The sequence below is a fragment of the Lachnoclostridium phytofermentans genome, assembly GCF_000733755.1.
GTDB lineage: Bacteria > Bacillota > Clostridia > Lachnospirales > Lachnospiraceae > Lachnoclostridium > Lachnoclostridium phytofermentans_A.
The window spans coordinates 391047-403749 of the sequence record NZ_JPOF01000002.1; the positions used below are offsets into that span (position 1 = coordinate 391047).

Below are 12703 nucleotides of genomic sequence, written 5' to 3' on the forward strand. Positions count from 1 at the left end.
ATATAAAGGAGATTACTTCACTATGCTCGCTAAAACAATGCAAGAATTTCAATCTGAAGTCCTAAGGCAACTACAATTTCAACCGTTTCCACAAAAAAACTATATCTTGTACACTAACCCAAAACATCCCGAGCATGGTTTCTTTATAAAGTACAGCCATAAGGACTACTATGAATTTGGTATTGCAGATTATACCATACCAAAAGATTTTAAAATTTCTTTTTATAATACAAATAAAATGATGCGATTTGGTACAGTTTATGCAGGTGAAACAAAATTTTATCTGGATGACAATCCTGTTTCTTCCTTTACTCCATCCTCTTTTTTTGTAGTAGAACAATCTTTACGGGGACAACAGGAATGGAAGCGAGGGCAACATTATCATGGTGCTGAAATAACAATTCATGAAAAGTATTTTAAAGAGGTCATACAACCAAATTACCCGGACTGCATCCATATAGAAGATATTTTAGTGAATCACACATATCGCTATCTCCCTCTCGATATCGTTACCATCATTCAACAACTTCAAAGTCTTTCACAAAAAAATATGCTTACTCCAATCTATCTAGAGAGTAAGTTACTGGAGTGCATCGCTGTACTTGGTAATGAAGTGTCGAAGGAAACCGAGAATGCTTTCACAAATCAGTTGCAATTTAGAGAGATATGCATAGGAAATCATCGTCGTATCCGACTGACCTCCTATGATATCCGAGCGATTCAAAAAGCCCATGATATACTGACAGAAGCAGCAACCAACCCTCCAACTATAGCTGCTTTAAGTAAGATGGTAATATTGAACGAACAAAAACTAAAAGCTGGTTTTCTATTGCTTTATCATATGACAATCGGTGAATATGCGACTTCTCTTCGTATGACTATGGCTGCAAACTTATTATCTACCACTGATTTATCTGTAGAGGAAATAGCAAAACAAGTCGGTTATCATTATTGTGGGAATTTTGCAAAGAGCTTTAAAAAAGTTTATGGTAAAACTCCTCTACAATTTCGTAAGGGTAGTTTAAGTTAAGTTCCTAGTAAAAGCAGATATTCGCATTCGATAACGCTGCCAGCCCTACCTCATTGCCACTACGTGGCATTATAAAACAGGGAAGTCCTTATCCCTCGGCTTACAAAAGCGAGGGGTAAGGACTTCCCTGATGAGGTTATATTAAGTCTCTTCCAACTTTGAATGTACTAATTCCTCTACCTGATCTATCTCTAGTCCAAGAGATAACGCTAGTTCACCATATAACGATTCTTCTGCCATATGATAATACTTCTCATCTCTTGCTGGAACTTTCTTCCCTTCTGCAATTTTTTCTTTTCTACTAAAGTAAATTGACTTCACGATCTTTAATAATTGCTTACAATCACATTGTTTGATTGCTTCTTTATACTCCACTTCTCTTCCTCTTTCATCGTTTGCCCATACACATTTAATTTCCTGTATATTATTAATAAGAGAAGTTGCTTCCTCTTTGGATAGAATGGAACGCATTTGGACTTTCTTATTATCTGTTGGTGTAAAAATCGTATTTCTCTCAGAATAATAAGGATGAAGAGTATAATAAGTTCGTCCTTTCGATGCACTTGGTGAATCGATAGGACCAATATTATCAATGATGCAAACACCACTTGTACCGTATATAATAATGTCACCTATTTGAAACATATGATATCCTCCTTTACATCGCTATCGTTTTCATTAGTCAAGCTCTTCAATATGAATCTTTCTATCTTTATTTTATCAGAAATTTTATGATTATGTAAGCTATTTTTTATTTATAAACAATTTTTATTTATTTTATCGCAATCTTCACTCACGTTATTTGTGCAAATTTCTAATGAAAAGATAGAAGTTTATCTAGAATGCAGTAGGCAAACAAGTAGCAATGTAGGCGCACTAGTGTAGTTTACGCGAATTATTAAGTGGGAGTTTCCTTATTTTTCTGTGGAAACTTGCTTTCAAAATCTATGGAAAGCGCAACAGATTTTAGTTGAAAAGGGTGTTATTGAAGCCTCTACACAGATACCTTTTGATTGCGAAAAAACCTGTCTAAAATCATGAGCTATTGTTAGTGGCTTTATTATACCTAGATACAATCAAGACCACCAGTTTGAGTTTATTTTTATTGCCAGCATAGTCAAGTGGGCGAAAGCTTTCAACGCTTTCGCCCACATAACTATAATTCTCCACCTTCTACTACAAGGTTTTCAGGATCTATATTATCACCATATACAGGCTTTAAGGTTTCTTCAAAATTCTTGTGGAAGAACTGTTCCTCTGCCAACGCCTTAATCTCACTGTTGATCCACTCTAATAATTCTGTGTTCCTTTTTTGAACCGCAGGTGCAATGGTATCTATACTTCCAATGGACTCTATCCCAACAGAAAATCCTTTGTTTTGTAATGCCCATGCAAGAACTTCCGTGTTATCGGTTGAGAAAGCATCCCCTCTTCCATCTAACAGTGCATCGTATGCTTCTTGGTATTCATCAAACTTTAATAGCTTAATATCAGCATGATTTTCCATGAAATAGGTTTCTGCTGTGGTCCCTTTTACTACGATTAGAGTCTTATCCTTAAGCTGTTCTACATCAGTGATTAAAGCATTATCCGGTGAAACAACACCAAGTGCGACTTTCATATACGGAAGTGCAAAGTCTACCTGCTCACTACGATCCTTTGTTACAGTAAAATTCGCTAGGATAACATCTACTTTTGCAGACTTTAAATATTCTACACGGTTTGCTGCTTCCACATAAACAAACTCAACTTTATCCTCACTTCCTAATAAATCCTTTCCGATACGTTTTGCAAAATAAACATCATAGCCTTGAATATTACCATTAGAATCCACATACCCAAATGGATTTTTATCACTGAACACACCAATTTTTATGGTTCCGTCTTTTTTAATATCTTCTAATGTTCTTGCTTTAGCAGTTGCACTAGTCGTTGTTTCTTTTGCCTGACCACAACCAGTAAGGATACCTGCTACCAGTGTTAGTGTTAAAATCGCTCCCATAATCTTCTTTTTCATAAAATCCTCTTTTCTGACGCTTTAGCGTCTTTTTTATTGATAGTAACTATGCGCTCTTGCACTAATTATGACTACTTTTAAAGTTGAAATTTATTTCCCTTATCACTTCAAATTTTATAGCATTCTATCTATCTCTTCCTATCTGAAGAAGTTTAGTTATATCGCTTCATAATGAAATGTATTTAAAAACTGCTTAGCACGCTCTGTTTTGGGACTATGAAAAAACTCCTGTGGGGTGCTTTCTTCTACGATTACTCCCTCATCCATAAACAAAACTCTGTCTGCCACTGCCTTGGCAAATTCCATCTCATGGGTTACAATCACCATGGTATTTCCCTCTTTCGCTAGCTCTAGAACTACCTGTAATACCTCTCTTACCATCTCTGGATCAAGCGCAGCTGTGATTTCATCTAAAAGTAGAATTTCTGGGTGCATCATAAGTGAACGTACAATTGCAACTCTTTGCTTTTGACCACCAGATAGCTGTCTTGGATAAGCTTCTTTTTTATCCAACAAACCGACTCTATCAAGCAATACTTCTGCCTCAAATTCTACTTCTTTTTTTGTTCGCTTTTGCACCTTTAAGGGTGCCAATAGGATGTTTCCAATAATATTCTTATGCGGGAAGAGATCATAACTTTGGAAGACCATTCCGATTTTTTGTCTAATTTCATGGACATTTTTTTCTTCTCTACGTATGACTTGATCCTTAAAATAAATCGTACCTGAGTCAATTGGTTCTAACATATTTATACATCTTAAGAAGGTGCTCTTTCCACATCCGGAAGGTCCAACAATGACCACCACTTCTCCTTTCTTTAGACAAAATGAAATATCCTTTAAAACCGGTTTGTTTTTATCATAAGATTTTACTAATTGTTCTACCTTTAATATCTGTTCTTGTTTCATCATATCCTCAATCCTTTAACTTTTTTTCTAATAAGGCAGATGCCATGGAAAATGGATAACAAATGGCAAAATACATTAGAAAGATAGCACCATACACCCATAGGGCTGCTGTAGGTGTTGTATACCTAGATGCATCGATAATCTGCTTTCCGACTTTCACCACTTCAACAACTCCAATTAGTACAACCAGGGATGTTGTTTTAATCATTCTTGTTAACAAGTTCATTAGTGATGGAAGTAGTCTTCTCACTGTCTGCGGTATAATAAGATACCAATGCACTTGGATTTTGGTCATCCCGAGTGCAAAACCACTTTCATACTGATGTACCGGAATAGAGATTAAAGCACTTCGTACCAGATCTCCCATCTCTGCTGTTCCCCAAAACGTAAATACTATTACTGCTGCCATTCCACCGGAAAAGTTTACACCGACATGCTTCGCCGCTCCAAAGTAGACTAGAAATAATAACACTAGCTGGGGCATGATCCGGACAGTTTCAAGATATATTCTAGAAATAAATCGGATGATCATATTCTTGCTCGTCATTATTACTCCAAATGGGATTCCAAGAACAACTGACAACCCCATCGCGATAATAGAAATCCGGAGTGATACCAATAACCCCTCTAATAACCTCAAAAAGTTAGTTCCCTGAAACAGGACTTGTATTCCCGAATCCTGCATAACGGACCCTCCTTTCAATCCATGTACAGATGAGAGATATCGGTAATAATATGATTAAATATGCGATTACCAACATAAAAAGAGCTTCATCTGTTTTGTAGTATATTCCAATCAAATCCTTCGCAACAAACATTAAGTCCGCTAATGCTACTGCACTAAATACCGAGGTTTCTTTTATTAAAAAAATGATATTTGCGCAGAAAACTGGAATGGAGGTTGCAATTGCTTGTGGAAGGACTATGTGTAAAAAAACTTGTTTTTTTGTGAATCCAAGGCTTAACCCAGATTCTGATTGAATTGGTGCCACATTGTCGATTCCTGTTCGAAACGCTTCTGCCATATAACTTCCTCCCTGAAATGCGAGACCGATGATCGCACAACTTTCTGAACTAAGCACGATACCGATTTTGGGGAGTCCAAAATATAAAAAGAACAGCTGAATTAGTAATGGCGTATTTCTCGATAGCTCAATATAGATAATCACTATTGACTTAAGAATAGGTATCTTCAATGTCTTAATGAGACTACAGAGAAGTCCAATCAAAGTTGCTAGTGCAATCCCAAATAGTGATATTTTCATCGTCATTTTTGCCGCCTCAACATAAAGCGGTATATAACTTTGTATAAACTCAAAATCCATAGTTAAAATCCCCTTCTAACTTCTGATAAATAACATCCGCTAAGTAGATGCAACTGCACAAATTGTCAGTTGAAAAACTTTGTTTTATCAACTTATTCTCCATTTCAATAAAACATTCCATTTTGCGCTTTGCTCCTATCATAACTAATATTTTTATTCCCAAATAATACAATTTACTCATAAAAAAAAGAAACAAGTACACTCGTTACCTGTTTCTTTCCTCTTTCTCTTATCTACCTAAGAATAGAAATTCAGATACCATTGCGTGCACACAAATAAGCTGTAGTTTGGCACATACAGCAACAGCAACACCCAATATTCTGATTTTCATTATTTGTGTGGTACATTTTCATCTCATTTCTCCTTATCCTTTTAATTCATAGTATTCATACTATGTTGATATGTTTACTATAATATTAGATGAAACATTTGTCAATACCTCACTGCTTTCCATATTTTTATCTATCATGCTTTATTTACTAGACTGTTTCTATTGACTGCCCATTTTCTTGTTATTTATCATAATAGCTGCATAATACACTGTCTTAAACGCAAAAGTTCCTATTAAGATCATCATCAGAATATGGAAGCCGATCCAAGCCCACTTTGACACTGAAAAAAAGTTCCACCACCTTAGTGCTACCAAAAGTATCAATGCTAATGTCAATGCAGCTACACTCCGAAATAACTTATTATTTAACTTACTCATATTACTTTACTCCTTGTTCTCTTTTCTATTTATACCCCGATTGAAAACCCTTTGTATTGACTTTTCCTTTGATAAAGGTATCTTTTTTCTTTTTCAATAATTCTTTATTTGTCCAGTCATTCCCTGACTTCTTAAACTTTTTTTCGTTTTGCTTCTTCATACGGAACCTCCATATTTTCTTTTACTCTTTAAGCAAAAGAACTATCTGGAAGCCTATCATTTAGCCAACACTTACTACGTTTTGTCATATCCTCACCTTAATCTTATTAAATTATATTTTTATTCTATTTTTTTGTATTATTATATTTTTTTAGATTATTAGCTTAAAAAAATTTCTTCTTTCAAAAATGGCTCTGCAATGGCTAACCATTCTTCCGGAAGATATAATGCTAGGTATCCATGACCAAATCCTTTTGCTTCATAAATCTTACAAGAAGGTACCTTAGTCTTTAATAACCGTGCAGATTTTTTCACGCTTCTTACTTCTTTCTCCCCATACCAGTACATAATCTGTGCTGTACTATTTTTGATATCCTCTTTCAAGGTATATCTCATCATATAGGTGCAATACATATTACAGAGTGTAACTTTTCTCACTTTAGGCATATCTTGCATATAATATGTTTTTATTTCCTCTGGATACCACATTTTTTCTGGTACCATTTTTGGCATCCATAACATTTGGCGGCGGCAGGCTTTCTCTCCAAAGAGGAACCAGCCAAATACCTTGACTATTAATATAGAAAATCTCGCCATCCCTGGATTCGGATAGCATATACTTCCATCAATTATTGCCCTCTCTGCTAAGTCCGCTTTTCTAGAAAGTAGTTCCATAACAATCTGCCCGCCTAGAGATACCCCACATAATGCATATAAATGCCCATTGCAGTTCCTGTTGATATAATCCATCAATTTATCAGCCGTATCTTCTGTAGAGATATACTCCGTCGCAAATTCTTCCCCATGACCATCCAACGTAGGGAGAAGCACATAATATCTATCAGCTAACACTCTAGCTTGACGCAGATATGTCCACCATGCAACTCCTCCTCCGTGAATCATCATAATAGCAGGGTTTTCTTTTTTTCCTAGTTCATGAAATTTCATATCTCTCCTTTCTAGCTTTCAGCTAGTGCATTTCCTGCTCTATCTATATTTCACTTTATCCTTCCTGCTCTTCTGGTGGAGAAGATACGATGGACAGTTTTCGTACTTTGCAGTCTTTCGTTTTAGATTTGGTAATATACGGTGTAATCAGCTTAAAAATTTCACCTGTAATATAACTGTATTCTTCCTCTGTTACATTCAAGTAAGAAGTGGTAAAAAAGACATTGTCCTTTTTATGATCTCGATCTTCTTTACTAAAATATTGATTCATCTCCTGCATAAGTCCTAAATGAAACGCTGTTGATAATGCAATTGGGTTTTCGTTTTCTAACATCAGTTCTGGTTGTTTTAATGTATAAACCTTCTCAACAGTACCACGAATACGGTTTTCCTCAACCACTTCAATCATATTGTTCTCTTCCAGTATTTTCATATGATGATATACTGTAGCTCTTGGAATATCTTCTAAATAATCAATAACCTCTGATATTCGAACTCTGGAACGAGCTGAAATAAACTGGATAATACGTAATCTGGCTGGATTCATAATTAATTTTGTAATTTCCATAGGCACTCCTTTTGGATTGTTCTAATTTTATATTATAATCTATTTTTTTAGATTGTCAAGCTCAACAGTATCTTAATAAAAATACGTGGTAATTTAGAAACTATCCTTTTTCTCCTTATAATAGAAAACTAAGGGATTTGGTTTAACCAAATCCCTTAGTTTATGTCTATTATTTATGCTATAGCCTTTTTATATAACCCATTCGCAAGATTCCAATCTACAACTGAGAACCAATTGTCAATGTAATCTGCTCTTCTATTTTGATATTTTAGATAATAAGCATGTTCCCACACATCCATTGCTAAGATTGGCTTTAGTTCCTCCTGTAAGATACTGTCTTGATTTGGAGTAGAGACAATCACTAGTTCGTTGCTCTTATCAACAGCTAACCATGCCCAACCAGATCCGAATCGGCCAAGTCCAGCAGCCTTAAAATTCTTTTTAAATTCCTCGTAGGAACCAAATTTTTTATTTATTGCTGCCTTTAATTCCTCCACTGGTTCACCGCCACCACTGCTACTCATTCCTTCAAAGTATAGTCCGTGATTGTAGACACCACCGCCATTATTTCGAACAGCACCTCTAATATTCTCTGGTAGCTCATCCAAGCGGCTAAGTAAGTCTAGTAGGGACCAGGAATGATATTCTTTACTTCCTTCTAATGCTTTATTTAAATTATCTGTATAAGCTTGCACATGTTTATCATGGTGAATTTGCACAGTAAGTGCATCTACGTAAGGTTCTAATGCATCGTACGCATATGGTAAAGCTTCTAATTGAAACGGGTAATTTTGATTTTTCATAATAAATTCCTCCTGTTAAAATAATATTTATTATTCATGTTTGTCTAATTGAAATTAAAAATATTATATAATAGCCTTTGATGATGTTTGTTCTATTCGCTTTTCTTATTTGATATTTGATATTACTCTCGTTAACTAAACCTATCTTTTTCACATTTCAAAATCATTTATCACAAGGGCTTTATATTCGTTTGTTATAGTTTTCATTTTTTATCTATTGGTTAGCTATAACTAACTTTTCTATAGTATATCACCATATTCCAAATAATGCAATACTGAAAATGATAATTATTATTATTTATATATGATAATACTTTTTACCGCTTTTTAAATATATGGTTCATTCCGTTGTTCAAGCATTCAAAGAAGAATAAAAGTTTGCTTTTTATACTTCCGGGCAAATACTTTTATGCACACATTTTGATCTATACGCGTAGCTTCGCATGATTAACCCTTTACGAGGATATAGATACCGTCGCATTACCCGCACTAACCCCTTCGTTCAAGCTCTTTCTCATTCACTAGATAATTTGACACTCAAATCATGTTCGAAAGAAGGGGAATCTTATATCTTCTGTAAATGATTCTTATTATCATTTGCTATTGTTTTTTTAAATAAATAGGACTATAATGTATATTCATAGTAGTTTTGTAGGAATTAAACAACCTATAGAAATTTAACTATGCAAGGAAGAAAATAATTATTTCGCATAGAAATCACTTCTATAAAAATTTCAGATATCACTTAATTGGAGGTAATAGATATGACAAAAAATTTATTAAGGATGCATAAGATTTCCGTTTCTATTGATGAAACTCAGATATTACATCAAATTACTCTTAGTATAAATAAAGGCGAAGTACATGTTTTACTAGGACCAAATGGTGCAGGTAAATCAACCCTTGGCTATACCATCATGGGAAATCCTAGATATGAAGTGACCGAAGGCTCTCTTCTATTTGAAGAGGAGGACATACAAACACAAAGTCCAGACACTCGCGCTAGAAAAGGGATCTTTTTATCCTTTCAAGCACCCGAAGAAGTACCTGGCGTTGAACTTTCTAGCTTTGTTCGTACCAGCACAAGTGCTGTGAGTGAAAGTTCGGAACGTCTTCTCGCCTTCCAGAAACGTCTAAAAGAAAACATGAATCTATTGAATATGGATCAAGCTTATACTTCTCGTGAATTAAATGTTGGATTTTCTGGTGGTGAAAAAAAGAAGTCCGAGATTCTTCAGATGCTAATGCTAAATCCTAAGCTAGCAATCTTAGATGAAACAGATTCTGGACTTGATGTTGATGCTGTAAAGACTGTGTCAAGTGGTGTGAAGAATTATTTAAACAAGGATAATTCCCTACTTATCATTACACACAACACGAAAATTCTTGAAGAGTTACCAGTAGATTTCGTGCATATTATGGTCGGAGGTAGAATTGTCGCAACTGGTGGCCCTGAGCTAATTACGAAAGTGAATACCGAAGGCTTCCATCCATTTGAGGAGGTGTAAGCATGAAGGAAAAGAAAAAGACATATGTAGATGACGTGAAACGAAGTATCTATGATGAAACCTGTAATTTAGAACCTGATTTTACAGTAAATGCTGGTCTTACTGCTGATATTGTGGAACAGATTTCGAAAGAAAAGAATGATCCAGACTGGATGCTTTTACATCGATTGGCGTCCCTTGAACTATATAATAAACTAAACGTACCGAATTGGGGTCCTTCTCTAGATGGATTATCCATGGAAAACATCGTTACTTATGTTCGACCAAACACGAAGATGAGCGATTCTTGGGAGGAAGTACCGGATGGTATAAAAAATACCTTTGAACGTCTTGGCATTCCACAAGCGGAGAGAACTTCTCTTGCTGGTGTAGGTGCTCAATACGATTCCGAAGTAGTTTATCACAATGTCCGTGAAGAAGTAGCTGCGTTGGGTGTTATCTATACCGATATTGAAAGTGCTCTTCATGGTCCTTACAGTGAAATGATAAAACAACATTTTATGAAATTAATTACTCCTCGTGATCATAAATTTGCTGCTCTTCATGGTGCGGTATGGTCAGGTGGATCCTTTGTATACGTACCACCTGGTGTTAAGGTTGACATACCACTTCAATCTTACTTTCGATTGAATGCCGCTGGTGCTGGCCAGTTTGAGCATACTTTAATTATTGTTGATAAAGGGGCTGACCTTCATTTTATCGAAGGCTGTTCTGCTCCAAAATATAATGTAGCGAGTCTACATGCCGGTGTCGTGGAACTGTTTGTTGAAGAAGATGCCAAACTACGATATTCAACCATCGAGAACTGGTCCAAAAATATGTACAATTTAAATACCAAACGTGCTCACGTAAAACGTGGCGGTCACATTGAATGGGTGTCCGGTTCTTTTGGCTCCCATGTCTCCTGCTTATATCCGATGAGTATCTTGGCTGGTGAAAAGGCAAGTGCTGAGTTTACTGGAATTACGTTTGCAGGGGAAGGTCAATCCCTAGATACTGGTGTAAAAATCGTGCATAGTGCACCAAATACCTACTCAAACATTAGTTCCAAATCGATTTCCAAAAATGGAGGTGCAAGTACTTTCCGTAGTTCCGTTCGCGTCCTTCCAAAAGCTACTGGCTGTAAATCCTCAGTTTCTTGCGAATCGCTTATGCTTGATGATATCTCTCGTTCGGACACAATTCCAGTAATCGATGTCCAAACGGACCAAGTTGATATTGGACACGAGGCAAAGATTGGTCGAATTAGCGACCAGGCAATCTTTTATCTAATGAGCCGTGGTCTAAGAGAAGCTGATGCAAGAGCTCTAATTGTAAATGGCTTTGCAAACCCAATTGCAAAAGAGCTTCCACTCGAATATGCTGTTGAAATGAATCACCTCATATCTCTTGAAATGGAAGGAACCATCGGCTAGAAAGGAGTCTTATGAAAACTGTTATGAATTATAAAAATCAACTTCCAGTGAATACCTGGAATCACTTAAATGTAAATCAAAGTACACTAGAACTTACACTTCCAAAAACCTTGTTACCAGTAACTCCATTTACACAGACTCCGATTCCTGATCAATTGTATCTAAAAGGTGAAGAGCTTTATGAATTTAAAATGCAAAGTAGTTCTTTTTATGGAAAGAATGCGAAAGAACTTATTGATTTCATGAATCAAACTGCGAATGCTACTCTCTCGGTTCATACAAAACCAGGGGAGATCATATCATCTCCAATTCATCTGGGTTATAACATAGATGAAACCAATCCTTATTTATTGGATGAGACGAATATTTTAACGGAAGAAGACAGTGAAATCACTATCTTATTAGACTATCAATCCACAAGTGATGTGGCTGGTGTTCATGGAAGTATTACTAATATATACGCAAAGAAGAACTCGAGGATTCATTTGATTCAGGTACAACTTCTTAACGATCAAAGTTTACATTTTAATCAGATTGTTGGGTATGTTGATGAGGGTGCAAGCATTGATGTGACTCAGATTGAATTAGGTGCGAACAAGAATTTTGTTGGTAGTGAAGTCATCTTAGGCAGTGATTCTTCCTCTTATGAAAATCAGACGATTTATCTTGGTACAGGGAAACAAGAAATTGATATGAACTACTTGGCGAAACATCTAGGTAAACATAGCAAAAGTAAAATGATTGCAAAGGGAAGTCTTGATGATGAGAGTAGGAAGATTTTTCGTGCTACGATTGATTTTAAACGAGGATGCAGTTATGCGACTGGGGAAGAATTGGAAGAAACACTTTTGCTTAGTCCCAATATAAAGAACAAATCGGTACCTTTGATTTTATGCGAGGAAGATAATGTTTCTGGTGCTCATGCTGCTAATATCGGAAATCTGAAGGAAAGTCAAATGTTTTATCTGATGAGTCGTGGTTTAACCGAAGAAGAATCCAAACAGCTTTTGATTCGTTCTAGGTTTGAGAGCATCTATTCGCATATCCCGAATGAATTATTAAAAGAAAAAATTGAGAGTTATATATCAGATAAATTAACTCCATCTATGATTTCCAATAAATCGGAAATCTAAGTTTTAGCTAGAATTTTAACTATAAATTTATGGGATGTTGGATAAAAAATTAGTATATGTTTTTATATGCTCTTAGATAAAGCCTTTCATAGACTCTATGATTGATGATAGAAGTTCTGATAGGTTATAAGATAGACTTTTATTTACCTTTCGATATGTCTTCTAACTATATATTGGCT

14 protein-coding genes are annotated in these 12703 nt (G+C 35.6%); 4 read left to right on the forward strand and 10 right to left on the reverse strand.

All coding sequences use genetic code 11. From position 1 onward, the window contains the following. Window positions 1-22: 22 nt before the first annotated feature. Window positions 23-1030 (forward strand): helix-turn-helix domain-containing protein, encoded by a 1008-nt coding sequence (locus CC92_RS0104325; RefSeq protein WP_029504258.1) that lies wholly within the window; start codon window positions 23-25, stop codon window positions 1028-1030. 141 nt (window positions 1031-1171) lie between these two features. Here the strand turns inward: CC92_RS0104325 and CC92_RS0104330 are convergent, their stop codons facing one another. The 10 genes from CC92_RS0104330 to CC92_RS0104380 form a co-directional block, all read right to left on the reverse strand. Next, window positions 1172-1675, reverse strand: coding sequence for a CarD family transcriptional regulator (locus tag CC92_RS0104330; protein ID WP_029504257.1), 504 nt, complete (start codon window positions 1673-1675; stop codon window positions 1172-1174). A 511-nt stretch (window positions 1676-2186) separates the two neighbouring features. After that, entirely contained in the window at window positions 2187-3047 is an 861-nt protein-coding gene (locus CC92_RS0104335) for a cysteine ABC transporter substrate-binding protein (protein WP_029504255.1), read from the reverse strand. 156 nt (window positions 3048-3203) lie between these two features. After that, window positions 3204-3959: an amino acid ABC transporter ATP-binding protein gene (locus tag CC92_RS0104340; protein ID WP_029504254.1), complete on the reverse strand. Its 756-nt coding sequence runs from the start codon at window positions 3957-3959 to the stop codon at window positions 3204-3206. A gap of 4 nt (window positions 3960-3963) precedes the next feature. Next, window positions 3964-4641, reverse strand: coding sequence for an amino acid ABC transporter permease (locus tag CC92_RS0104345; RefSeq protein ID WP_029504253.1), 678 nt, complete (start codon window positions 4639-4641; stop codon window positions 3964-3966). Further along, on the reverse strand, window positions 4601-5281 hold the full coding sequence (locus CC92_RS0104350) for an amino acid ABC transporter permease (RefSeq protein WP_029504252.1): 681 nt from the start codon (window positions 5279-5281) through the stop codon (window positions 4601-4603). The genes CC92_RS0104345 and CC92_RS0104350 overlap by 41 nt, the downstream gene beginning before the upstream one ends. Before the next feature lie 490 nt (window positions 5282-5771). Then, window positions 5772-5990 (reverse strand): hypothetical protein, encoded by a 219-nt coding sequence (locus tag CC92_RS0104360; protein ID WP_029504250.1) that lies wholly within the window; start codon window positions 5988-5990, stop codon window positions 5772-5774. A gap of 25 nt (window positions 5991-6015) precedes the next feature. After that, window positions 6016-6150, reverse strand: coding sequence for a hypothetical protein (locus CC92_RS23200; RefSeq protein WP_278245239.1), 135 nt, complete (start codon window positions 6148-6150; stop codon window positions 6016-6018). 158 nt (window positions 6151-6308) lie between these two features. Continuing rightward, window positions 6309-7097 (reverse strand): alpha/beta fold hydrolase, encoded by a 789-nt coding sequence (locus CC92_RS0104370; protein WP_029504249.1) that lies wholly within the window; start codon window positions 7095-7097, stop codon window positions 6309-6311. Window positions 7098-7152: 55 nt separating this feature from the next. Next, the gene (locus tag CC92_RS0104375) at window positions 7153-7665 is read right to left on the reverse strand and encodes a helix-turn-helix domain-containing protein (RefSeq protein WP_029504248.1); all 513 of its coding nucleotides are present in this window, start codon (window positions 7663-7665) and stop codon (window positions 7153-7155) included. A gap of 173 nt (window positions 7666-7838) precedes the next feature. After that, entirely contained in the window at window positions 7839-8468 is a 630-nt protein-coding gene (locus tag CC92_RS0104380) for a superoxide dismutase (RefSeq protein WP_029504246.1), read from the reverse strand. A 764-nt stretch (window positions 8469-9232) separates the two neighbouring features. Here CC92_RS0104380 and sufC point away from each other — a divergent pair. Genes sufC through CC92_RS0104395 form a run of 3 tightly spaced genes read left to right on the forward strand, consistent with a single transcriptional unit; the run spans window position 9233 to window position 12524 of the window. Then, on the forward strand, window positions 9233-9976 hold the full coding sequence (gene sufC / locus CC92_RS0104385) for a Fe-S cluster assembly ATPase SufC (protein ID WP_029504245.1): 744 nt from the start codon (window positions 9233-9235) through the stop codon (window positions 9974-9976). A 2-nt stretch (window positions 9977-9978) separates the two neighbouring features. Next, on the forward strand, window positions 9979-11391 hold the full coding sequence (gene sufB / locus CC92_RS0104390; protein ID WP_029504244.1) for a Fe-S cluster assembly protein SufB: 1413 nt from the start codon (window positions 9979-9981) through the stop codon (window positions 11389-11391). An 11-nt stretch (window positions 11392-11402) separates the two neighbouring features. Further along, the gene (locus CC92_RS0104395) at window positions 11403-12524 is read left to right on the forward strand and encodes a SufB/SufD family protein (protein ID WP_051650842.1); all 1122 of its coding nucleotides are present in this window, start codon (window positions 11403-11405) and stop codon (window positions 12522-12524) included. Window positions 12525-12703: the final 179 nt, after the last annotated feature.